This window comes from Pyrinomonadaceae bacterium (assembly GCA_036277115.1).
Lineage (GTDB): Bacteria > Acidobacteriota > Blastocatellia > Pyrinomonadales > Pyrinomonadaceae > UBA11740.
In genome coordinates this window covers 419635-442739 of record DASUNM010000024.1, presented here as the reverse complement: position 1 = coordinate 442739, position 23105 = coordinate 419635, and the positions used below count along the sequence as shown (strand labels likewise).

Annotated in this window: 20 protein-coding genes; 4 read left to right on the top strand and 16 right to left on the bottom strand. The window is 56.6% G+C overall.

All coding sequences use genetic code 11. The features are described 5' to 3' along the window. Positions 1 to 62: 62 nt before the first annotated feature. The 6 genes from VFX97_15420 to VFX97_15395 all read right to left on the bottom strand — a co-directional run bounded on the left by VFX97_15420 (position 63) and on the right by VFX97_15395 (position 6549). On the bottom strand, positions 63 to 1580 hold the full coding sequence (locus VFX97_15420; protein ID HEX5704590.1) for an ABC transporter ATP-binding protein: 1518 nt from the start codon (positions 1578 to 1580) through the stop codon (positions 63 to 65). A 120-nt stretch (positions 1581 to 1700) separates the two neighbouring features. Further along, entirely contained in the window at positions 1701 to 2810 is a 1110-nt protein-coding gene (locus VFX97_15415) for a BMP family ABC transporter substrate-binding protein (GenBank protein HEX5704589.1), read from the bottom strand. Further along, entirely contained in the window at positions 2810 to 4126 is a 1317-nt protein-coding gene (locus tag VFX97_15410) for a thymidine phosphorylase (GenBank protein ID HEX5704588.1), read from the bottom strand. The genes VFX97_15415 and VFX97_15410 overlap by 1 nt, the downstream gene beginning before the upstream one ends. A gap of 54 nt (positions 4127 to 4180) precedes the next feature. After that, entirely contained in the window at positions 4181 to 4663 is a 483-nt protein-coding gene (ispF, locus tag VFX97_15405) for a 2-C-methyl-D-erythritol 2,4-cyclodiphosphate synthase (GenBank protein HEX5704587.1), read from the bottom strand. Positions 4664 to 4718: 55 nt separating this feature from the next. After that, positions 4719 to 5414 (bottom strand): 2-C-methyl-D-erythritol 4-phosphate cytidylyltransferase, encoded by a 696-nt coding sequence (gene ispD, locus VFX97_15400; GenBank protein ID HEX5704586.1) that lies wholly within the window; start codon positions 5412 to 5414, stop codon positions 4719 to 4721. A 4-nt stretch (positions 5415 to 5418) separates the two neighbouring features. Beyond that, positions 5419 to 6549 carry a TRAM domain-containing protein gene (locus tag VFX97_15395; protein HEX5704585.1) on the bottom strand — a complete coding sequence of 377 codons (1131 nt, stop codon included), beginning with the start codon at positions 6547 to 6549 and terminating at the stop codon, positions 5419 to 5421. 96 nt (positions 6550 to 6645) lie between these two features. Here VFX97_15395 and VFX97_15390 point away from each other — a divergent pair, with 96 nt between their 5' ends. Both VFX97_15390 and VFX97_15385 read left to right on the top strand, forming a co-directional pair. Beyond that, the gene (locus VFX97_15390; GenBank protein ID HEX5704584.1) at positions 6646 to 7062 is read left to right on the top strand and encodes a hypothetical protein; all 417 of its coding nucleotides are present in this window, start codon (positions 6646 to 6648) and stop codon (positions 7060 to 7062) included. 137 nt (positions 7063 to 7199) lie between these two features. Then, positions 7200 to 8135 (top strand): polysaccharide deacetylase family protein, encoded by a 936-nt coding sequence (locus tag VFX97_15385; protein ID HEX5704583.1) that lies wholly within the window; start codon positions 7200 to 7202, stop codon positions 8133 to 8135. Between the two features lie 53 nt (positions 8136 to 8188). Here VFX97_15385 and VFX97_15380 read toward each other — a convergent pair whose 3' ends face one another. The 8 genes from VFX97_15380 to VFX97_15345 all read right to left on the bottom strand — a co-directional run bounded on the left by VFX97_15380 (position 8189) and on the right by VFX97_15345 (position 18235). Continuing rightward, entirely contained in the window at positions 8189 to 9001 is an 813-nt protein-coding gene (locus VFX97_15380; protein HEX5704582.1) for a metallophosphoesterase family protein, read from the bottom strand. A gap of 11 nt (positions 9002 to 9012) precedes the next feature. Further along, entirely contained in the window at positions 9013 to 9918 is a 906-nt protein-coding gene (locus VFX97_15375; protein ID HEX5704581.1) for a diacylglycerol kinase family protein, read from the bottom strand. A 10-nt stretch (positions 9919 to 9928) separates the two neighbouring features. After that, positions 9929 to 13168: a hypothetical protein gene (locus VFX97_15370; protein ID HEX5704580.1), complete on the bottom strand. Its 3240-nt coding sequence runs from the start codon at positions 13166 to 13168 to the stop codon at positions 9929 to 9931. Positions 13169 to 13443: 275 nt separating this feature from the next. Continuing rightward, positions 13444 to 14151 (bottom strand): hypothetical protein, encoded by a 708-nt coding sequence (locus tag VFX97_15365; protein ID HEX5704579.1) that lies wholly within the window; start codon positions 14149 to 14151, stop codon positions 13444 to 13446. A 239-nt stretch (positions 14152 to 14390) separates the two neighbouring features. Next, positions 14391 to 15758, bottom strand: coding sequence for a DNA repair protein RadA (gene radA, locus VFX97_15360; protein HEX5704578.1), 1368 nt, complete (start codon positions 15756 to 15758; stop codon positions 14391 to 14393). Next, on the bottom strand, positions 15755 to 16489 hold the full coding sequence (locus VFX97_15355; GenBank protein ID HEX5704577.1) for an alpha/beta hydrolase-fold protein: 735 nt from the start codon (positions 16487 to 16489) through the stop codon (positions 15755 to 15757). The genes radA and VFX97_15355 overlap by 4 nt, the downstream gene beginning before the upstream one ends. An 11-nt stretch (positions 16490 to 16500) precedes the next feature. After that, on the bottom strand, positions 16501 to 16854 hold the full coding sequence (locus tag VFX97_15350; protein HEX5704576.1) for an arsenate reductase family protein: 354 nt from the start codon (positions 16852 to 16854) through the stop codon (positions 16501 to 16503). Positions 16855 to 16969: 115 nt separating this feature from the next. Next, a complete protein-coding gene (locus VFX97_15345) occupies positions 16970 to 18235 on the bottom strand; it encodes a Glu/Leu/Phe/Val dehydrogenase (GenBank protein ID HEX5704575.1) in 1266 nt (421 codons plus the stop codon). A gap of 283 nt (positions 18236 to 18518) precedes the next feature. Between VFX97_15345 and VFX97_15340 the strand changes: the two genes are divergently transcribed. Then, on the top strand, positions 18519 to 19328 hold the full coding sequence (locus VFX97_15340) for an energy transducer TonB (protein HEX5704574.1): 810 nt from the start codon (positions 18519 to 18521) through the stop codon (positions 19326 to 19328). A gap of 82 nt (positions 19329 to 19410) precedes the next feature. Then, positions 19411 to 19581 carry a hypothetical protein gene (locus VFX97_15335; protein ID HEX5704573.1) on the top strand — a complete coding sequence of 57 codons (171 nt, stop codon included), beginning with the start codon at positions 19411 to 19413 and terminating at the stop codon, positions 19579 to 19581. Between the two features lie 77 nt (positions 19582 to 19658). Here the strand turns inward: VFX97_15335 and VFX97_15330 are convergent, their stop codons facing one another. Then, positions 19659 to 21908 (bottom strand): exo-alpha-sialidase, encoded by a 2250-nt coding sequence (locus VFX97_15330; protein ID HEX5704572.1) that lies wholly within the window; start codon positions 21906 to 21908, stop codon positions 19659 to 19661. Between the two features lie 174 nt (positions 21909 to 22082). Then, the gene (locus tag VFX97_15325) at positions 22083 to 23081 is read right to left on the bottom strand and encodes an ATP-dependent DNA ligase (protein ID HEX5704571.1); all 999 of its coding nucleotides are present in this window, start codon (positions 23079 to 23081) and stop codon (positions 22083 to 22085) included. Between the last annotated feature and the right edge of the window lie 24 nt (positions 23082 to 23105).

Below are 23105 nucleotides of genomic sequence, written 5' to 3'. Positions count from 1 at the left end.
ATTACGCTAATCCGCGTTGACGCGTTTGCTTAGCAACGGATCAAAGTACAAAGATCAACGCACTAAGATCTTCCTCCTCCGGTCATCATCAAGCCTATCTCTTCGTTGGTGGTCACCTTCGGATCAACTTCCCCAACGATCTTTCCCTCGTGCAGCACCAACAGACGATCAGAAAGCGCCGTCACTTCCTCCAGCTCAGCCGAAACCAGTAACACTGCGCAGCCTGAATCGCGCAATTCCACAATCTTGCGGTGAATGAACTCGATCGCGCCGATATCAACACCGCGCGTAGGTTGTGACACCAGCAAAAGCTTTGGCGGCAGCTCGAATTCCCTGCCGATGATTAGCTTCTGTTGATTGCCCCCTGATAGCGCGCGCGCATGCAGGGCCGGATTTGGCGGTCTCACATCGAAATCGCGAATGACCTGCTCGGTCCGGCGTTGTATTCCTCGTTCGTTAAGGATTATTGCACCCGGTCCCATCACTGCGGGCTTCCGATAGTGAACACCCAGGATCGTGTTTTCTCCGAGACTGGAATCCAGCAACAAGCCGCGCCGGTGACGATCTTCAGGCACGTGCGCGATGCCGAGTTCCTTTCGTCGTCGCGCATCCGAGCGCGTAATGTCCTGGCCCTCGAAACTAATCGTGCCGGTGATGTGAGATCCGGGGATCAAGCCGGCCAGAGCTTCGATCAATTCCGTCTGCCCGTTACCTTCGACGCCGGCGATGCCCACGATTTCTCCGGCCCGGATTTCAAGCGAAACTTCGTTCAGGCGCCTGGTTCCGTCACGCCCCAGGATGGAAAGACCACGCGTGCTAAGCACGGCGCCCGCGGGTTTGGCATCAGGTTTCTCGACTCGCAAGAGCACCTCGCGGCCAACCATCAGGCGCGCCAATTCAGCTGCGTTAGTCTCGCGCGTCTTAACGTTTCCCACCACTTTGCCGTCGCGCATCACCGTTACGTCGTCCGAAATCGCAAGCACCTCATCCAGCTTGTGCGTGATGATTACAATCGTCTTTCCCTGGGTGCGCATCGAGCGCAGGATCGCGAAGAACTCCTCGACTTCCTGCGGTGTGAGCACGGCCGTGGGCTCATCAAGGATCAGCAACTGCGCGTGACGGTAGAGTGCCTTAAGCAATTCAACGCGCTGTTGCTGGCCGACCGATAGACTTTCAATGGTGGCGTTCGGATCGACCGCGAGTTTGAATTCATCTGAAACTCTGCGGATGTCTGCGACAGCTTTTTGTAGATCGAGCGAAGCTGCGCTCCCCGGTTCGGCCCCGAGCACAATGTTCTCAGCGACAGTCATCGGTTCAACCAACATAAAGTGCTGGTGCACCATACCAATGCCGGCCGCAATCGCGTCATGCGGCGTGCGAATCTCGCGTGGCTCGCCGTTTATCAGAATCTCGCCGCTGTCGGATGTGTAAAAGCCATAAGCGATCCGCATCGCGGTCGATTTGCCCGCGCCATTTTCACCGACGATGGCATGAATGGTTCCGGGCTCAACCTTGATGCTGACTGCGTCGTTGGCGAGGACCGCACCAAATCGCTTTGTGATGTTGCGTAACTCAATCATTAGTTACTAGTCACTAGTCAGTTGTCAGTTGTCGAGTTTCTCAAGATTCGTTTTAGCCATTTCGCTTCCTCTAAAGGACGAGAAACAACTGACGACTGACCACGGACGACTGACGATCTCTCATTGAGTCATTCGATCGATCACTGTGATTTCCTTGGCGATAATTTTCTTCTTGGCTTCTTCCGAAGCTTTGATGGCCTCTGGTGAAACAAGCTTCTCGTTGTGAGTATCCATCACATAACCAACGCCGTCGCTTTCCAGCCCGAACACGTGAAAGCCTCCCTGAAACTTTCCTTCGACGACATTCTTCACAATGTCATAGACCGCGTTATCCACCCGTTTGATCATGCTGGTCAGCACAAATCCCGGCTTCACCATGTTCTGGTTGGAATCGACGCCGATTACGAAATGTGTCGCGCGGCCGTTCGCGGTTCCCGCTTGCTCGACTGCGTCGAACGCGCCGAGTCCTGAGTTTCCGGCCGCGGTGAAGATCACGTCAGCGCCTTTACTAATCTGCGCGAGCGCAATCTCTTTTCCCTTTCCGGGATTGTTCCAGGCCGCGTCCGTGACGCCCACGTAATTCTGGATGACCTGTATGTTGGGATTCACCGATTTGGCGCCCTGCTCGTACCCGCCTTCGAACCGGTGAATCAGTCCGATGTCCATTCCGCCAATGAAGCCGACAACGCCCGTCTTTGAAGTCATGCCGGCAATTATGCCGACCAAATAGGAACCTTCATGCTCTTTGAAAACGAGCGAGGCAACATTGGCTCTCGGGGTCTTGCCGTCGTCTTCAAAAATCACGCCATCGATAATCGCAAACCGGATGTTTGGATAATCGCGCGCCACGCTTTGCATGATCGGGCCCTGCGCGAAACCGACGCCGATGACCAGATCGAAGCCGCGTTCGGCAAACGCGCGCATCGCCGGCTCGATTGAAGTCGGATTGCCGGGCTCAACATCACGCAGCACAACGCCGAGAGCCGGTTTGTCATTTCCCTGCGAGTCCTTGCAAGGCTGGCCGTCAGGTTGCTTACCCGTTTCGGCGCACTTCACCCCGACCCAGGCGGCCGCATTGAACGAACGGTCATCTTTGCCGCCGATGTCGAAAACAATTCCCACGCGGATATTTTTTGGATCTTCAGCGGCGTCGCCCGTTCGTTGACAAGCCACGCTACCAAAAACCAGGAGCGCGACAACGGTGAGCGCGATGAGTGCTTTCAATTTCATTAGTCGATCACTTCTTTGACTAGTTGGGGTGGCTCTACTGGCGACTCGCCTATTTCATAAGCTGCCTGGATACGCGCGGCCGCCGTTTCGCCGCGGGCTGAATCGTCGCAAAAAACGACGCCGATGGAATCACCGGCGCGAACCTCATCGCCGATCTTTGTTTTGGTAATGAAGCCGACCCGCGGATCAATTTTGTCTTCGATGCGCACGCGGCCACCGCCGGCCTCGGCGATGGTATGTCCGACTTCGGCGGTACTAACTTTCGTGACAAACCCGGAGCGCGGCGATTCTACCTCAAACGCTTTGTCTGTCAACGGCAGAATCCGCGTCGGATCGTCACAGACGCGGGGCTCGCCACCCTGGGCCGCGACATTGGCGCGAAATGTCTCAAGCGCCGCTCCGGATTCGTGGACTCGTTTGATTCGATCACGCGCGGCCTCAATAGTATTTTCCAGTTTCGCCAACACCACCATCCGCGCCGCGAGTTCGATTGAAAGATCGAGTACCGGTCGCGCCCCTTCATCGATCTCTCCGCGTAACAGGTTGATGCACTCGAGCACTTCGATGGAGTGCCCGACCGCGCTGCCCAGCGGCTGATTCATATCCGTAATCAGCGCTTGCGAATGCATGCCGAGCGAGTTGCCGGTCTTTACCAGCGCCTGCGCCAACTGCTTAGCCTTGGCCGGGTCGCTCATGAAAGCGCCCGAGCCGGTCTTCACGTCGATGACCATTGCATCGAGACCTGCTGCGCCCTTCTTCGAAATGATTGAGCCCACGATCAAGGGAATGGCTTCCACGGTCGCGGTCGCGTCGCGCAACGCGTAAAGCTTTTTGTCAGCCGGGGCTATCTCTTTCGTTTGTCCGTTCATTGCGAAGCCAGTGGTGTCGAGCACGGCCCGGAATTCCTTCAGCGATAAGTTCACCCGATAACCCGGAATTGATTCCAGCTTGTCGAGCGTCCCGCCCGTGTGTCCGAGGCCCCGTCCGGAAATCATCGGCACGCAGACTCCAGCCGCAGCCGCGAAGGGCGCAATTAAGAGAGAAGTTTTGTCGCCGACGCCACCCGTGGAGTGCTTATCAACTTTTGGCTTGGGAATATCTGAGAAGTCGAGAATCTCTCCCGAATGCAACATCGCTTCGGTGAGCAGGGACTGCTCGGCGTCAGTCATGCCGTTCAAAAACACGGCCATCAGCCACGCGGAGATTTGATATTCGGCGACATCACCGCTGGTGACCCCTTTGACGAAAAACGCGATCTCATCGCGCGACAATTCCGCGCCGTCACGTTTCTTGCGAATGATGTCCTGAGGTCTCAAGTCTTTGTTAGGAGGTCAGTACCGGGAGCGGTAGCGGCCGGGTCCGACTTAATCTCAACTCTGCTTTGACATTAGCAAGACTACTGCCATTGCGCTCACGGCTTCACCGCGACCGACGGCATCCAGTCCTTCACCTGTCTTCGCTTTCACGCTGACGCAATCGACGTCCACGCTCAAGGCCCGCGCAAGATTGACCCGCATCGAGCCGATGTATTCGCGCAATTTCGGGCGTTCCAACATGACGGTTGCGTCAGTATTGACGACATGAAAACCGCGCGCTTCCACTCTCTTCATGACGTGCGCCAGCATGTCAAAGCTGTCGGCATCTTTCCACCTGGGATTGTTGTCGGGAAAGTGACTGCCGATGTCACCGTCGGACATCGCGCCCAACAGCGCGTCGATCAAGGCGTGCGCCAACGCATCAGAATCGGAGTGGCCCTCGGCGCCGAGATCAAAAGCAATGCTGACGCCGCCGAGAATCAGCGGACGTCCGGCGACAAGGCGATGCGTGTCCTGACCGATACCGATGCGAAACATGACGTTGTCAGTTGTCGGTGGTCAGTTGTCGGTCGATCGTGCTTCTTGCAACTGACTACTGAGCACGGACAACTGACTTTAAGATTGCCTCACAAAAAGCTAAATCTTCTTCGTTTGTAATCTTAATATTTCGAGCGCTTCCTTCAACCGTAACGACTTCAACGCCCAGCCGCTCAACTAACAAACTTTCATCCGTGATCTCCAGTCCCGCGGATTCCAGCTCATCAAGCTTTTCGTACGCGCGTTTTAGAATCGCGAATCGAAAGCCCTGTGGCGTCAGCGCTCGTCGCAATTCAGCGCGGGAGACCGTTTCAATTATCCGGCCGTCTTGAACTCGTTTAATGGTATCAGCAACCGGCGCCGTAAGAACCGCTGCGCCAGTCTCTCTGGCGGCAGCCACAACCTGGTCAATCTCCTCAGGGGTCACGAACGGACGCACGCCATCGTGAACCGTCACAATCTCCGCATTATCGATCGCATTAAGTCCGTTGCGCACCGACTGCGCCCGGGTGGCGCCGCCGGCAACAATCCGGCCCGATTTCTTTAGCTCAAACTGCTGCGCTAGAGACTCAAAACCCGCCGTGTCTTCGGCGGGTAGCACCGTGATGACTTCGTTGATTTCCTGACAGCGCTCGAACTGACGGAGCGTATGAATGACTACGGGGACGCCGCGCAACTCGAGGAACTGTTTAGGCCGCGCGCCGCCGAGTCGCGTTCCCTTCCCGGCAGCCACGACTATGGCGACGTTCATGCGGCTACGATTCCGTGTCCGAGATGCGCGTCAGGGCCGGGGCGGACTTCACTTCCCGCAACGGCCGGCGCGAGCGTTCCCCGTTTCCCGCCGCGTCTCCGTCGTCCCACAACCGTCCAAAGATCATTTTGCCCGCCGTCGTTTGCAGCACGCTGGTCACGGCGATGTCCGCATTCTTGCCAATCAGCCGGCGCGCGTTATCGACGACGACCATCGTTCCGTCATCGAGGTAAGCCACGCCCTGGTTGTACTCCTTGCCTTCTTTCAGGATGAATACGCGCATCGCTTCGCCCGGCAGCACCACCGGCTTCAAAGCGTTAGCCAGCTCGTTAATGTTCAGCACGCTCACGCCACGTAACTGCGAGACCTTATTCAGATTGAAGTCGTTCGTGACGATCACCGCGTCGAGTTGTTTGCCTAACTCGATCAACTTCAAATCAACTTCGCGTACTGACGGAAAGTCCGTTTCGACAATCTGGATATCCAGCGAGCTGTTATTTCGCAGACGGTTCAGCATGTCCAAACCGCGCCGCCCACGTTGTCGCTTGGAAGAATCAGGCGAGTCCGCAACCTGCTGCAATTCGCGCAGAATGAATTGCGGGATGATCAGCGTGCCGGTCAGGAAACCTGTCTCGGCCACGTCCGCGATTCGCCCATCGATGATGACTGATGTGTCGAGAACTTTGATGTCGCGGCGCGCCGCTTTATCGCTGAAGATCCCGCCGAGGGCCGACAACTCGAGGTAATCGCCTTTTGCGGCGCCGACCATCAAACCGACGTACGCCATAAAAAACGTGAGTGCCAGCGTCAGGAAGGTCTTCGTAGTCGGTGGCACCGCGAGCGATTCCTGGCTGCTAATCAGCGATCCGATCAGATACGCGCCGATAATCCCGAGAATCGATCCGACGGCTGCTCCAATCAGCGTCTTCAAGGACGAGCGCCGAATGCGCATTTCGAAGAAGATTATGGCGATGGCCACCAGACCGGCGGCGGACGCAGAATAAACAGGATGTCCCGGGATGGGATGAAGGACATACCCCGCGGCCACCAAAATCGCAGTAAATATGAACCTTATAAGGACGACATCAAAGCGCATGATGCGGCGAAGTTTAGCACGCTGTAGGCCGCCCGTCACCGATTATTCCTGAGCCGTGGGCCAAACCTGCAAGCGTTGTCGGCAGTTCGGTTCTAGCCTATGATGGCGGCGCCGAAACCGGACCGGGAGGTCGATGTGAGCGAACGCAAATACCGCCAACGCGGCTACATGGACAGTGATCGAGGGCGTGAGGAGCCCAAGCCCAAGCAGCCGCCGCAACAGCACGACCGCGAAGGGCCACGCTCTCCGCGGATGATGGCCTATGGCGAGAAGGTGAAGTGTTCGTCGTGTAGCGCGGTCGTTCCCACAAACCTCAGCGCCGACAGTACGTGTCCGAAGTGCAACTCAGACCTGCACACCTGCCGGCAATGCGTCTCTTTCGATCCCGCTGCACGTTTTGAATGTCGCAAACCAATCACCGCGCGCATCATGAACAAAGGCGGCCGCAACATGTGCGAACTGTTTGCCTCGCGAACGGTCATCGAACGCGAGACATCTTCCGGTAAGCCCACCGACGCGCGGCAAGCATTCGCGAACCTGTTCAAGAAGTAAGGCGCGTGCAGGCACCCCAGAGGCGTACGTACCGGCACTACCCCCGCTTGAACACTCTTTGCTGCGAATCTCGCTAATGATAATGCGGGGGTCATGTGAAACCGCATCAGTCAGCTTAAGCACGCATCGGAGAAAATATGAATCGCAGAGACTTCGTAACTACCCTAGGCATAGGCGCCGCGGCATTGGCCATGCCGGGGATGACTTTGCCATTTTCGGATTCGCGGCCGCAGCTCGCGATCACGATCGATGATTTCAACCTGTTTCGCGCGCCACAATCAGTCGCCGAAAAGCGTAATCGGGCGCTGCTCGCCGCTTTGCGGGCGCACTCGAACTTAAAAGCTGGAGCGTTCGTTGCCGCCAGGCACGTTGATAGTGAAGCGGGGAAAAGCCTGGTCCGGGAATGGGGCACCGCTGGACACATGGTCGCCAATCACACGTATTCTCATTGGTACTATCACAATCGCACCTTTGAGGAATTCGCGAACGATGTAGTGCGTGCCGAAGCGGTACTCAAGGACCTGCCCGGGTTCACGAAGTTCTTTCGTTTCCCGATGCTGAAGGAAGGCAACACGGTCGAGCGCAGAGACAAGATGCGCGCCTTCCTCAAGCAACGCGGATATCGAATGGGCTACGTAACGATTGACGCTTCAGATTGGTACATCGATGAGCGTTTGCGGGCGCGGCTCGCGTCCGATCCGAAGGCCGACGTGAACGGTTACAGAGACTTCTACTTGAATCACCTTTGGGAGCGGGCCACCTACTATGACGCTTTGTCCCGAAAGGCGCTGGGTCGGAGCGTCAAGCATACTCTGCTGATTCATCACAATGTGCTTAATGAATTGTTTCTACCCGACGTGCTCGACATGTTTAAGAAGAAGAGCTGGAAACTTTTCGACGCGGTGGATGCTTTCAAGGATCCAATCTTTTCAGCGGCTCCGAACATCCTGCCCGCCGGAGAAAGCATAGTTTGGGCGATGGCCAAAGAATCAGGGAAGTTCGAGGACGTGCTGCGCTATCCCGGCGAAGACGGCGACTACGAGAAAGCGCAAATGGATAAGTTGGGCTTGTAGTCCCGTTGGGTACGCACGCGTCCCGCGTGCTGGCACGCCAGAGGCGGGAGCGCTCACTCAACTCGCGTCCAGCCTTCGGGCGCATGAATAAATCTTTCTTCATTCGCCCGCGCGAAGCTGACGCCGGCAGAATCCCAACCGAAACGTTCGACCACAATTTCAGGGTGTTGAATCCGAATCACATTGAATGAGTTTACTTCTCCGCGACCTCGCGTTGAGATCGCGGTGCCGGCCTGCACAACCAGCGCTGAGTGACCCTGAATGTTGTAGCGCTTCGCCGTATTTCCGGTGTGACTCACGTGAAGATGCCCGGCGAGAAACAGATCGGCGCCGCATTCCGCCAATCCCGCCATCGCCATCTGGGCGCGCCCCACTAAATCATGGTCCTCATAGCCCGTGGGTAAGTCGAACGGGTGATGCGTCACCAGAATCTTGACCGCTTCATCGGGCAACGCACAAAACTTTTCCTTTACGTGGTTCAGTTGTTCCTGGTTGATGCGGCCGCCTTTTACCACGAGTGAACGCGCGGTGCTGACACCGATGACGATCAACTCTTCGTCAGCAAACGTCGGGCGCAGATCGTCAGTGATGTACCGGCGAAACTTATCGAGCGGCCGAAAGAAACGGTCAAAGATATTGTAGAGCGGCACATCGTGATTACCCGGCACGACGATCTTTGGTTGCGGCAACGAATCTAAAAAGGCGCGCGCCTCCTGAAATTCATGGGACCGAGCCCGTTGCGTCAAGTCTCCTGACACCGCGACCAGGTTCGGATTTAAGTCGCGAATCGTCTTAATTAGCGGATCGACCAGCCGTGGATCACTGCGACCAAAGTGCAAGTCAGAAAGATGAACGATTGTTCTCACGGGATTAACTCTCAATCTCGTCGCGAATCCGGTACCACCACACTCAACGCGCGCGGTCGGATCCGGTATTCCAGCGGCGTCTGCAGGATATCGACTTCACCGTCCATCGCCACCCGGGCGCGACTCGATTTCGTGGCGATGGTGACTTCACGCGCGCTCATGGCCATAAAATCTTTTTCCAGGTGCAGCCGGCCCAGCAACGCCCGGAGAGCCAGTCGAACCAGTCCGAATCTGCCCGTGCGCCTGGACATGTAAAGACTTAACTCGCCGCCATCCAAACGCTCGCGAGTGCCGATGTTGAGTCGCTCCATTACGTACTGATTATTGCCGACGAACACGAACGGCGTTCGCGTCGTCACCGGTTTGCCATCGACACTGACGCGCACGCTCACAAAGGGATAACGTCGCAGGGCTGCGATCGCGGCCCAGACAAATGCGGGCCACTTGCCCCAACCGAGCCGCTGCTGCTTTTCACGTTCGCGCACGAGCGTAGGATACAAGCCCAGCGTAGAGTTGTTGAGGAAGGTTCGCCCGTTCACTTCACCGACATCAACCTGAACCGGAGAGCCGGAAACGAGGTTCTGCGCCGCCTCTTCAAACTCGGTTGGGATTCTTAGATCCTTGGCAAAGTGATTGAGGGTGCCGAGTGGGAGTACGCCAAAACTTTTCCCGGAATCGATCAGCGCTGAGGCAACCAGACTAATCGTGCCGTCACCGCCGCCGGCGACGATCATTTCGTAGTCTTCTTGCGCGGCTGCCTGCGCAAGCGGCCCGACTTCATCGGGAGCCTCAACGACAACTATGTCCGCCCTCGCGCCGGCAGCCTGGAAGATTTCGCTGAGGCGCTGACGGAGCGTGTCGTCGAACTGTCCGCCCGCGCCAGCGTTGATGAGGATTTTGGCGTGGCGAGGCTTCATTCATCCGATCTTAGGGACTCGGCGGCTTTATCACAATCGCCGGAATGTTCTGGTCCTTCACAACCTGATTGAATGCGGGCACGTCAGTCTTCACAATCTGCGACAACTTCATCAATTGTGCATCGATCTTCGCGGCGAGATCGTTGTAGACCTCGACCGATTGATCGTTCGGGGGCGACTCGCCGCGCGAGACTACGCCGAGCAGCGCCGCCAGTTTGTTGTTCAGACGAATCGGAAAGTTCAAAGGATCCTGGTTGCTCTGGTTTTTGGTTTGATAGAGCGTCTCTTCGACTTCCGTAAGCTTCTTAGTCAGAACGTTGCCGGTGTCGGCAATCGGTTTGGACTGCGAGCCGACGCGCTTCACCAGATCGTCCACTTGCTTCTTGATCTCGCGAATCTGGATGATGGCGTTGTGCGTCTCAGTCAGTTTGTCGCGCATCTTCAAAGACAGATCAAGCTGCTTCGCGTAATCCGCGGCGCTCAGTGTCAGACGTGGATCGCCTTTGACAGTGAAAGTTTCCGTCAGCGTCTGGCCATCAACCGTCAGCTTCACCTGATAGTTGCCGGGCACAATGCGCGGCCCTTGAGTTTGCCCGGCCCACAAAATCATTCCCGGAAAACGCACAGCTTCCGGATAACGCATGTCCCAGACAAATCGATTCAGACCAACATCAGTCGTCGCGCGCGCGGGCGCGCCACCGCCGAAGCCGCCTTCTTCGGCGGGTGGTTGTGCGGCCGCGGGTTGGCCGTCGGCTGACGGCCGTGGGAGCCGCGTCGTGAATTTGTTGATTGACTTGCCGTTCGCGTCGAGAAACTCGAGCACCAGATCCGTGGTCGGTTTTGCTTTCAGCGAGTAGTAAACGACGACTCCGTTCGCGGGATTCTTACCGATCGTCGCAGTCACCGGGAGTGGTCCCCCGCCGCCACCCGGCATTCGGTATGCGTCCTTCGGTTTGAAGAGTTTAGATTCCGATGCCGCGCGGAAACCGCCCGCGTCCATTAGCTGATGCACCATCGGCAGGTCATCGAAGATCCAGAATGAACGTCCCTGCGTCGCCGCCACTAACTCCTTCTCACGTTTGTGAACTGCCAGGTCGGTAATCGGCGTGACCGGCAGATTGAACTGCATCGATTGCCAGTTCGCCCCATCGTCTAACGAGATGTACATCCCTGTTTCGGTTCCCGCGTAAAGCAATCCGCGCTTGTTCGGGTCTTCGCGAATCACGCGCGTGAACGCACCATCCGGAATCCCGTTGGTGATCTTTCTCCACGACCGACCAAAGTCGCTCGTTTTGTACAAGTAAGGTCTGTTGTCGTCGTGCTTGTACATAGTCGCTGCGACGTAGGCCGTGCCCGCATCAAAAGGCGAGGCATCAAGCGAATTGATCTGAATCCATTCCGGCATGATGTCTTTCGCAGGCGTGGCGTTCGTCCAGTTCTTACCGCCATCGCGCGTCACGTAAACCAAGCCGTCGTCCGAACCGGTCCAGATAGTGCCGGCCTGCACCGGCGATTCCATCATCGTAAAGATCGTGTCGTAGTACTCAACGCTGGTGTTGTCTTTGGTGATGGGCCCGCCGGACGGCCCCTGTTTGGACTTGTCGTTGCGCGTCAGGTCGGGGCTGATGATCTCCCAGCTCTGGCCTTCGTTAGTGGTTTTGAAAACGACATTGCCCGCCGTGTAAAGCGTGTTCGCATCGTGCGGCGAAAAAACGATTGGAAAATTCCATTGAAAGCGGTACTTCATGCCTTCGGCGCCGCCGCCCATGGGATTGTCGGGGTAGACGTTGACGTCTCGCTCCTGACGCGTCCGATGATCGTAACGAGTCAACAATCCGCCATACGAACCGGCAAACACGATGTTGGAATCTTTCGGTGAAGGGGCAATCCATCCCGACTCGCCGCCGCCGACGTCCCACCAATCGCGCTCAGTAATTCCACCTTCGGACGTGCGGCTCGCGATGCGGATTGTCGAGTTGTCCTGCTGCGCGCCATAGATGTTGTACGGAAAATCGTTGTCGATCGCGACGCGATAGAACTGCGCGGTGGCTTGATCCTGCTCAGTCCAACTTCGGCCGCCGTTGAATGAGACGTTCGCGCCGCCGTCGTTGCTGTTAATCATCCGGTTGGGATCGTCAGGGGCAATCCACAGATCGTGATTGTCGCTGTGCGGCACGCCAAGGGTGGTAAAGGTTCGCCCGCCATCGTTTGATTTGTAGAAGCCTACGTTGAGCACGTAAACGGTGTCGGGGTTTTTCGAGTCGGCGTAAATGCGCGTGTAGTACCAGGCGCGCTGGCGCAGAGTTCTCTGCTCGTTCACCTTCGTCCAAGTGCGGCCGCCGTTGTCCGAGCGAAACACGCCGCCGTCTTCGGCTTCGACGATTGCCCAGACACGTTCCGGGTTCGCGGGCGAAACTGTGATGCCGACTTTGCCGACCGTTCCGCGCGGCAATCCCTGGTTGCGAGTAATCTCAGTCCAGGTATCGCCGCCGTCAGTGGATTTGAAAATGCCGCCGCCGGGACCGCCGCTCTCCAGCGTCCACGGCTTTCGATAGACTTCCCAAAATCCCGCGTACAGAACATTCGCATTCGACGGATCGATGATTAGATCGATCGCGCCGGCTTTGTTCCCGCGCGACAGGACTTTGTCCCAGGTCTTGCCGCCATCTTTCGATCGGAAAACGCCACGCTGCTCGTTTGGACCAAAGGTGTGGCCAAGCGCCGCTACGTAAACGATGTCCGGATTCTTTGGATGTACGCGCACGCGACCGATCTGGCGCGTGTCTTCCAGCCCGACGCGCTTCCACGTTTTGCCGGCGTCTGTGGATTTGTACACACCGTCGCCATGCGAGACGTTGCCGCGAATCGGCGACTCGCCCATGCCCACGTAAATCGTGTTCGGATCGGAGTCCGACATTCCGATCGCGCCGACCGAACCGGTGCCAAACACGGAACCATCGCTGATCGGCTCCCAATTGATGCCGCCGTCCGTGGTCTTCCAAACGCCACCACCCGTCGCACCGAAGTAATAGACCATCGGTTGCGAAGGAACTCCCGCAACCGCCGTTACGCGCCCGCCGCGAAACGGTCCGATCGAACGCCATTGAAGAGCCTTTAGCGCATCGGCCGGGGCTTGGGCCGCGGGGGCCGGCGCTGGTCGCCGTTGAGCGTTGACGGAAGTTTCAAGCCAGGCAAGCGCCCCGAAGAGCAGGGCGGCAGCAGCAAAAGTCACGAGCGACTTTCTAAACATGGGATGGGCTCCTTAGTTTGTTTCAAGAATGGCGGTGAACGGCGCGGAAGATACTAGATCTTGAAGTGAGTTGCCAAGAGTGAGGACGCAATGGCCCGGTTCATAACGCGCCGTAGGCGCGAAATGTTTATAGCTGGATGATTCAATTTGTCTATTTTGAGGGTGGGACGAATCCCGCCGTGACGGGATTCGTCCCATCCTCAACTCGCCACAATGTGATTGCGAACTATAAACAGCTCGCTGCTACGCAGCGAAAAACAATCAGAACAACTCACTCAGCGCACCCCTTGGCCCGGCCCCCTGAGCCCTTGGCGCTCTGATCGAGCTTTGTGATGCTTTTCCGCTGCTGAACAGTAGATCGACCATCGATGCTTTCCGCTGGAACACGCGTCGTCACCGGCGCGAACGACGCCCAGAAACAACCACTGATACAGCGCTGATTCTTCCGCAGTGAATCTCAACCACCGTTGGTGAATCATCTGGGCCGTTTGTTGCTGCGTCATGATTCGCTGACAATCGGGGATAATCTCGAAAAGCCGTCTATCTCCGTCTTTACCAATCGCTCGACCCGGCTGGAAGTTGGTTCGCTCAAATTGAAAGAAGGGCTTTGGCTTGTTATCCGCCTGCCCGTAACCAAGCTGAACGAGCCATTCTGCGAGCCGCTCGCGTAATTTTTCTTCAGGGTAAAAAGTCCCTTCCCCAAACAATTGCCTGACCACTGCCTGGATGGGCGCGCCGGGAGCGGATGACTTGATGATTTCCCAATAATCGAATTCCAAACCGGGAACGCTTGTCTGATTTGCCTGCAAAGCTTCGATACCAACCGCCGAGTGGCTATCCGGCGAAGTTGATTGTACAAAGCGAAGGAAGTTGTGCTCGCGCAAATACCAAAGAGAAATTATTGGTAACTCGTAGTAGAGATGGATACTGCTGATTTCAACGTCCGGTTGGCAGGGAGGGTTTAGGCCTCGGTTCGGCTCCACTGTTTTATCAATAAAATAAGAAGGGAACAGCGCCATCGCCAGACTTCCGGAAAGGGGCGGTGCTTGAGATTGGGCAGCTTGGTCCGGCGCCTCAACAAGCGGCCGGCCGTCACGTCCGCAAAATCTGGCGCCCGGATCCTCAGATACTGTTTGGCAGTGCGTACAAATTTTCATAAGAGTCGGCGGTATCTATCGGCTTGCCGATGCTTTGTTTTGTCCTTTGTGTTTGGTGGAACCCACTAGAAGAATTCAGCCAGCGCTTCGTCGACAGAACGCACGCCGACCACGCGCAATCCAAGCAGCTTCTCCAAACCCGAAGTGTTCGACGCCGGCATCACGATCTTCTTAAACCCGAGCGCCTGAGCTTCGCGCGCACGCACTGATGCTTGGGAAGCGCCGCGAACTTCGCCGGTCAAACCGACTTCGCCAAACACTGCCGTATGCGCATCGATTGGTTGATTGCGAAAACTGGAAGCGATTGCGGTGACTAAACCGAGATCAACCGCAGGTTCGTCAACGTCCAAGCCGCCGGCAATGTTGACGAACACGTCGTCGCCGAGAAGCTGCATGCCGGCGCGTTTTTCCAGCATAGCAATCATCAACGCGACGCGATTCTGATCGACGCCCTGCGTCATGCGCCGGCCGGTGCCGTACTTGGAACTGGAAACGAGCGCCTGAATCTCAACGAGGACCGGGCGCGTACCTTCCATGCACGCGGTGACGACCGAACCGGCCGCATCCGCGGGACGCTCAGCCAAGAACATCTGCGAAGGATTCGCGACCGGCGCCAGGCCGGTGTTCGTCATTTCAAACACGCCGACTTCATTCGCCGCGCCGAAACGGTTCTTCGTCGCCCGCACGATGCGGTGGTTGTGATGGCGCTCGCCCTCGAAATACAAGACTGTATCGACGATGTGTTCGAGGGCACGAGGACCGGCAATCGATCCTTCCTTGGTCACGTGGCCAATTAGAAAGATCGGAACGCCGCGAGTCTTTGCGAGCAAGAGCAGTTGTGCGGCAACTTCGCGAATTTGGGAAATCGAACCGGGCGCTGATTCTATTTCCGAAGAGAAGGTTGTTTGGATTGAATCGACGATCACTGCGGACGGTTTTACCCGGTCGATTTCGCGCAGGATATTCTCGAGATTTGTTTCCGGCAAAAGCAGCAAGTTCGGCGCGGCAATTCGCAGACGCTCGCCGCGCAACTTGATCTGGCGTTCCGACTCTTCGCCGGAGACGTAAAGGACGTTGGCGCCACTTGCGCTTAGCTTGTCCGCAACTTGCAGCAGCAAAGTGCTCTTACCGATTCCCGGATCGCCGCCCAGCAGAACAAGCGTTCCCGGCACAATGCCGCCGCCGAGCACTCGATCAAATTCGGTGACGCCGGATGAAACGCGCGTATCGTCCTGTGATTCGATCTCGGCGTAGGAAATCGCTTTCGCTTCGCGCAGCCGAAAGCCCTCACGTCCCGCGCCCTTCTTCGTTTTAACGACGCGCTCTTCGACCAGCGAATTCCACTCGCCGCATTCGGGACATTTGCCCAGCCACTTGCGCGACTCGTAGCCGCAGGATTGGCAGAGGAAGATTGTGTTCGCACCTTTGGTCATCTGAAGGTGTGCTTCACGTATCGAGGGTCATCTGCAAGTTTCTGTTCTTTGAGAAAAGCCCAGGCCGCCGCATTGATCTTCGGAGCCTTATCGTAATACCAGTGATCGTGGCCCTCCATTTCAACCAGCTGCGCATTGAAGCCGTTGCTGTTGAGCATGTCACGCGTGGCCCTGACGTTTGCGAGCGGAACTAGTCGATCAACCGTCCCCACGGCGATGTGGATTGGGATTTTGCGTTTGGCCCACTCGACCAGCGCCTGATCTCTATTGGTGAGCCCCCCGGCGTGGATTGCCGTCGCGGCAAAATATTCTGATTCGTAAAGCGCCATGTAAAGCGCAAAAGACGCCCCCGCCGAATGACCGAAGATGTATAAACGGCGAGCGTCAATCGGGTATTTCGACTGAAGTTCGGTGATCAATTCATAAAAGAAGTCGGGGCCGTCAACTGGAGAAGACCATCCTTGAGAATTGATGGCATCGGGACCGACCAGGATGATTCCTTCCTTTTTCGCGAGGTCTTTCCATTTGTCCACCAGTGAAACCCCGTTTCGGCCGGAACCATGAAGCAACAGCAGCAGCGGCGCGGGACGATCCTTCGTGAGCTTGTCCGGAACAAACAGATAATAGGCGCGAGCCTTGCCGCCCAGTTTGGTTATTTCTTTCTGAACTTCCTGGCCAAATGCAGTCGACCCGGCTAGCAACATGAGGAGGATGAGGATGGATCGCTTCATAAGTTGAACTCCTAAAGCAGGGCCTTTACGTTTTCCGTCGGTCGTCCCAGCACCGCTCGGTCACCTCGCTCGACAATGGGCCTTTGAATCAAATCGGGATGCTTGACCATTAGCGCGATGATCTCATCGTCGCTCAATTCCCTTTTGCCAAGGTTGAGTTCGCGATAAATAGATTCGCTGGTGCGCAAAAGCTCGCGCGCCTTCATTCCCATCTTCCTGAGTAACCCGTGCAATTGGTCTTCGCTCAAGGGATCGATGTAGTAATTGACCTTGGTAAAGTCAAAGCCCTGCTCGACGAGAAACTTGTTCATCTCGCGACACTTCGTACAAGTGGGTTTTTCGTAAACGGTGATTCTGTCTGCCATATTCATTTGGAGTGCGGCTGCTTGACGCCGCTTTTAATAGTCGTCGGCTACGCTGCTGATATGACAAGGCAGCTTCATTCGAGAAAGCGGCGTCAAGCCGCCGCACTCCAAATTCCTACGGGAATATTCCCCTTACCCGCGTCGCTTCGGCCACCCGATCAATCGCCAGAATGTAGGCGCCGGTGCGCATGTCCACGCCATAGTAACGCGCTTTCTCGTGCACTTTGTGAAATGCGTTGGCGATGGTTTCTTCCAGCGTGCGGTTGATGCGGTCTTCACTCCAGAAGAACGAGTATTGATCCTGCACCCATTCATAGTAGCTCACCGTCACCCCACCGGCATTCGCCAGAATATCCGGAATCACAATCACGCCATCGTCTTCCAGGACGCGATCGGCGCCGGGAGTGGTCGGGCCGTTGGCCAGTTCCGCGATGATTTTTGTTTTGACCTTGCCCACGTTGCCCAGCGTGATGCTGTTTTCCAGGGCCGACGGGCAAAGAATATCGCATTCAATTTCGAGCACCTCGTCCGGAGCGATCTCACGGCAACCTCGCAGACCACGCAACGCGCCGGTCTCCTCTTTATGTTGCAGGGTGGTGGTCATATCGAGACCACTTGCCGAGTAAACGCCGCTCTTGGAATCACAAGCGGCGATGACTTTCGCTCCATCCGCGGCGGCCAACCGCGCAATGATCGAACCCGCATTACCAAATCCCTGCACGGCCACGGTCGAATTCTTCAAACTTATTCCTCGGACTTTGCAGGCTTCGCGCAGCGCATACAAAGCCCCGCGCGCGGTCGCTTCATGGCGTCCCTGGGAACCGCCCAGCGACAAAGGCTTGCCGGTAACCACGCCAAGTTCGGTGTGACCGCGAACCATCGAGATCGTGTCCATGATCCAGGCCATGGTCTGCGAGTCGGTGTAAACATCAGGCGCGGGAATGTCTCGATCCGGGCCGATAATCGGCGCAATCTCGAAAGCGTAGCGGCGCGTCAAGCGTTCGAGTTCGCTCATGGAAAGACTCTTCGGATCGCAAACGACGCCGCCCTTCCCGCCACCGTAAGGGATGTTCACCGTCGCGCATTTCCAGGTCATCCACGACGCCAATGCTTTGACTTCATCGAGCGTGACGTTCGGGTGATAACGAATGCCGCCCTTCGCGGGCCCGCGGGCAATGTTGTGCTGCACGCGATAGCCCTCGAAAACTTTTGTCTCGCCTCCGTCCATCTTCACCGGAATGGAAACGATCAGTTGACGCTTCGCGCTGCGCAGCACGTTTCGCATCGAGTCTTCCAGCTCGAGATAGTCCGCCGCGCGGTCGAACTGCTGCTTGGCGATTTCAAAAGGATTTAGCTCTTCGACTGGTTGGGGCGTAGCCATGATTACTACCCTCCTTGAAGATCAGGGGTGCTAAGGCGGCGCTATCCTAATGGAATCAGGCAGGAGTGTCCAAATTAAAAGACTGTGCTTTGTACTTCGTGCTTTGTTCTTTGTACGCCATTCCAGCTTGATCCTTTCAACTCATGACATGCGAACTAAGTACAAAGGACGAAGTACAAAGAACAAAGTACATTCTTTGGGGAACAAACCAGGAGAATTCAGTTTCTAAGTTTGCAGCTTCTTCGACCCGAACACGGCACCGGCAAGACAGGAGGAAGCCAGGATGTTTACCAATCTGATTGAGTCGAGTGCCGACAAGTCGGCATTCAAGCGCCGCAGCTCGTTCTTTCTCGCCACGGTGGCCAGCTACGCATTGTTTCTGTGCGGCGCAGGTGTCGTTGGTGTTCTGACCTTCGATGCGCAAGTCGAAGCGCAAACGACGGACATGCTGGTGGAAATGTGGATCCCGCCAGTGAACCGTGCCCCGGAACCTGAACGGCCTCGCGATTCCCCGCCGGTTCACAGACCGAGACAGGCCAACGCTCCCGTTGACCGAAATATCACTGTGCCTGAAAGAACAATAGGAGTGGCCCCCACGAACGATCCGACGCGTGTGCCTGAAAAAGTTGGCACTGAGGCGTCAAACGTGCCGTCAATAAGGGGACCTTTTTCGATTACTACTCGAAATGTGAATCCGCCATCTGGAATTACTCCGGATACGTCCGCATGCGTAAGCTGCACCGGTGGCACACCAAAAGTTGTCGAGACGGTGATCCCACCTATTCCCCCGACGCCGCCGAAACGCACGGTCACTGTGAGCGAGGGAGTTATTCGGGGGAATGCCATCGAACTGCCCAGGCCGACTTATCCGACTATAGCGAAGCAAGCGCGGATTCAAGGGCCCGTGAACGTTCAGATCGTGATTGATGAAACGGGCAAGGTCATCTCGGCGCAGGCTGTGAAAGGCAGTCCAATGCTAACTCAAGCAGCAGTGGATGCTGCACGTCGGGCGCGCTTCACTCCGACAAAACTGGGTGATCAACCGGTGAAGGTGCAGGGAGTGATTACCTACAATTTCCTGCTGCAGCAATAAGGCGTTGCGGCACTGTGATGAGTTGGGACCGCCTGCAATTGTAGGCGGTTCAACTTTTAAGAGATGCTGTTACAATCTCCACATGCCAAACCAGGACGCTGATAAGAAGGACCGCGAAACGAAACGCGGCGAGCACGACGAGAAATCGAAGGAGCAGCAGAGCACCTCTGAAGAAGATCGCGAAAAGAGAAAGCTTCCTGAACCTCCGGGTAACCTGCGCCGGCGCGCGGAATGGTTCAAGAAGCGCCACTGAGAAGTCAGTACCACCTGCGGTAGCGGGTGGTTGATCCTGGCTCGAAATAATCGGCTGTCTAAAAGACCAACCTGACCTTACTTCAGCTTAATCCGCCAGATACTTCTTCCGTAAGTCGCCGCACTCAACGTCCCGTCCTTTTCGTGATAGACGAGATCAACGATCATCGCATTCGGCAGATTCTTGCTTAAGTTCGTCCACGTGCCTTCCTTTGAATCCAGCATATAGACGCCGGCGTCGTTAGCAACATAGATCTTTTCGGGATCGTCCTGGCGGATGATGGCGGCGTGATGTGGGACATCGGGGAGCTGTCCTTTGTCGATGTCTTCCCAGGTGCGGCCACCGTCACGCGTGCGAAAGACATGTGAGTGACCAAAGTTCGCGACGGTGGCGACCACAGTGTTTTCATCAGTCGGATGACTTTCGAGCCGCGTGATTGTGTGACCGGGAATCGTCGAACTGGAAAGATTGGGGCTCCATTCCGTTCCGCCATTCGCACTGCTAAAGAAGCCGCCGTTTTCCGTGCCGACATAAACATGCCTTGGATTGGCGGGCGCGACCTCGATTGCCGTAATCGAACTACCGTCCAGCTTTGGCGAGACCGCAAGCCACGTTTCGCCATCGTCATCAGAACGCCACACGCGATGCGATCCGGTGAAGACTCGGTTCGGTCGAGCAGGATCGACGGTGATGTAGCACATCCAAATCGCACGCTTTTCACTTTCAGTCGCCGGCGGCGAGACATCCCGGCGGCGCCCGCCCCGATACCTACGAATGTCCAGGTTGTAGCATGAGCAGTAGAGATGACTCGCATCCTGCGGGTCGAACACCAGCCAGCCGCCGTCGCCTTCGTAAATCTGAGTGAACGCTGAGCCGTCGCCCGTCTTTGTGATTAGCGTTCCATTGTCCTGGGCGCCGCCGCCATAGAAACGTCCATCGCTGGGCGCCACATCCAGGTCATAGAACATCGTGATCGCCAAACCTGCGCTGCGATTGCTCCACTTGCGCCCGCCGTCTTCGCTGACGTCCAAGCCGCCGTCGTTCGCATCGTAAATCAGACCCGGCGCCGCCGCCGGCATTAGGACCGCATGATGATCACCGTGGGCGTAATTTGAGTCACCGCGAAACGCGTCCCAGTGAGTCACCCGGCGCCAGCTGTCTCCGCCATCTTTGGTCAGGTGCAGGTCGACGCCGCCGCAGATCACGTAATTGTGATCCGTGGGATGAACAGCGATCGTGTTGTTGTAGGAAATCTGATCCTCATCGTCGAATTGCTTCTTACTGATTTTCGTCCAACTTTCGCCACCGTCGGTGGTCCGAAAGACGCCCAGCATCAGGTCGCTTCTTCCGCTGTTCTCAGTCGCCGCAAACGCGTACATCACTGCGGGCTTTGAGCGGCTAATCGCCAAACTGGTGCGCCCGAACAGTGCGGGATCGGGAAGACCGTTGGTCAATTGATGCCAGTCTTTGCCGCCATTAACTGAACGCCAGATGCCGCTGCGCGATCCTTGTTCCGTGAAAGTCGCAAACACGACACCACGCTTCGCAGGATGAAAAACAATCGAATGGCACCAGTAGTTCTGCGTTGAGATGAACGTTTCGCGCTGCCAGCTCACGCCGCCATCGTATGAAGCGTACATGCCGCCCAGGCTATCTGCCTCAGCACTAACTTCACCGAAACCAACTCCGCCAATCAGGAGATGTTTCGCATCGAAGGGATCGATGGCGATGACCCCGATGGCGCGCGGGATTCCGGTGCGATTTGTGGAAGCAAGTAACTGCCAACTGCGTCCCGAGTCCGTGCTGCGATACAGCCCGACGCCGGGATAACAGTCGGCAGATAGATTGGCTTCGCCGGTGCCGCAGTAAATGATTTCAGGATTGCGCTCGTCGATGGCGAGCGCGCCGATGTTCAGCACATCCTGATCGTTCCAACATGATTTCCAAATGCGGCCGCCGTCGGGACTGTGCCAGACGCCGCCTGCGGCCGCGCCCAGCCAAAGACGTTCCGGATATTTTGGATGACAGACAATGCTCGTAACTCTGCCGCCAATGTTGTAAGGACCGACGCATTCCCATTTGACATCGACATCCTCTGCCGGGGTCAGACGCTTTTTCGCACGCGCACGTTCGCGCACCAGCCGGTTAATAGGCGCTTCGCGGACGGGCCACGACGAACGCGGCTGAAACCATTTACTGCGCGCCTTGTGACTTGTCAGACGAATCTTCGGGGCCTTGCGTTTCGCCGAAGACTCTTTCGCAATTTCATTTTGCGGCGGCGATGCCTTCTTCGTAGCACCGGCCTTCCTGGGTGGTTTCTTTGGCATGTGTTTGATTGATGCTTGTTGTTTGCGGGACGGGCCGGATGCGAAGGAACAACCAGCGCAGGCGCTTGAGACGGCCGGATAAAACTGGCCGAGACGCGCCGATCTAAATATCTCAAGGCCAGAAGGCTGTCAATGTTTTCAGCTTGATAGGCATGCGCGGCCCCCGCCGCTCAATTATTTCAACTGATCGAAGGTGCACTGCCGGGGATCCTTGTCGGGCCGCCAGCGAAGAAACCTGGTGCCGTGGCGAAAGCGGCCACCGGTGAAATGATCGTACTGGACTTCGACGACGAGCTTGGGAGCCAGCGGTTGCCACTCAGCCGATCGTTCGGTAGCCCAACGACTCGGGCCCCCAGGAGCGTTGCCGGTGAAGCCGGGCGGCTTAACCAGCTTTTCGAGTTTCTTCGTGAGCGCCGGTTTTTCAGCCGCTTTGAAACTCGAGCTGAACCCGCAGTGATGCAGCAAACCATCTTTGTCGTACAAGCCGAGCAGCAGCGAGCCCATTACCTTGCCTTTTTCCGCATAACGAAATCCGCCGACTACGCAGTCGGCTGTGCGCAGGCGCTTGACCTTGACCATGCCATGACGGTTACCGCTCTGGTATGGCATGTCCGCTCGTTTCGCTATGACGCCATCGAGATCGACGCCCGCACCGCGCAGCCAATCCTTCGCGATCTTTAAGTCCGACGTGCACGGCGACAGTTCAATCGATTTGTGCTTCGCAAAATGCTTCTTCGCGAACGCGTCGAGCTTCTTTCTCCGTTCCTTCAATGGCAGATCGACAAGCGATTTGCCACGGTCGTCAACCAGGAGATCGAAGACGATCAACTTGGACGGAGTCTCCTCGGCCAGCTTCTTGATGCGACTGGCGGCCGGATGAATACGCATCAATAAATCGTCGAAAGAAAATTTGCCCTTCACCGGCACGACAATCTCGCCGTCGATGACAAATTGCTTTGCCTTCAGTTTTCCGAGCGCCTCAACCAGTTCGGGAAAATAGCGACCAAGCGGCTGCCCGGCCTTCGATTGCAGATCGACTGTCGCACCGTCGCGAAACGCAACGCAGCGAAAACCGTCCCACTTCGGCTCGTATTGCCACGCGTCGCCGGCGGGAAGCTGCTCGACAGACTTTGCTTCCATCGGCAGGTAAGGTTGTTTGAGAGGTAGCGTCATAAGGATCGTTCTATCCGACGTGTA

Coding starts and splice junctions, on each gene's coding strand:
- VFX97_15370 (HEX5704580.1), bottom strand. CDS start 13,168: ATGTTTAGAAAGTCGCTCGTGACTTTTGCTGCTGCCGCCCTGCTCTTC.
- VFX97_15340 (HEX5704574.1), top strand. CDS start 18,519: ATGTTTACCAATCTGATTGAGTCGAGTGCCGACAAGTCGGCATTCAAG.
- VFX97_15355 (HEX5704577.1), bottom strand. CDS start 16,489: ATGAAGCGATCCATCCTCATCCTCCTCATGTTGCTAGCCGGGTCGACT.
- VFX97_15330 (HEX5704572.1), bottom strand. CDS start 21,908: ATGCCAAAGAAACCACCCAGGAAGGCCGGTGCTACGAAGAAGGCATCG.
- VFX97_15385 (HEX5704583.1), top strand. CDS start 7,200: ATGAATCGCAGAGACTTCGTAACTACCCTAGGCATAGGCGCCGCGGCA.
- VFX97_15350 (HEX5704576.1), bottom strand. CDS start 16,854: ATGGCAGACAGAATCACCGTTTACGAAAAACCCACTTGTACGAAGTGT.
- VFX97_15415 (HEX5704589.1), bottom strand. CDS start 2,810: ATGAAATTGAAAGCACTCATCGCGCTCACCGTTGTCGCGCTCCTGGTT.
- radA (HEX5704578.1), bottom strand. CDS start 15,758: ATGACCAAAGGTGCGAACACAATCTTCCTCTGCCAATCCTGCGGCTAC.
- ispF (HEX5704587.1), bottom strand. CDS start 4,663: ATGTTTCGCATCGGTATCGGTCAGGACACGCATCGCCTTGTCGCCGGA.
- VFX97_15325 (HEX5704571.1), bottom strand. CDS start 23,081: ATGACGCTACCTCTCAAACAACCTTACCTGCCGATGGAAGCAAAGTCT.
- ispD (HEX5704586.1), bottom strand. CDS start 5,414: ATGAACGTCGCCATAGTCGTGGCTGCCGGGAAGGGAACGCGACTCGGC.
- VFX97_15345 (HEX5704575.1), bottom strand. CDS start 18,235: ATGGCTACGCCCCAACCAGTCGAAGAGCTAAATCCTTTTGAAATCGCC.
- VFX97_15375 (HEX5704581.1), bottom strand. CDS start 9,918: ATGAAGCCTCGCCACGCCAAAATCCTCATCAACGCTGGCGCGGGCGGA.
- VFX97_15420 (HEX5704590.1), bottom strand. CDS start 1,580: ATGATTGAGTTACGCAACATCACAAAGCGATTTGGTGCGGTCCTCGCC.
- VFX97_15335 (HEX5704573.1), top strand. CDS start 19,411: ATGCCAAACCAGGACGCTGATAAGAAGGACCGCGAAACGAAACGCGGC.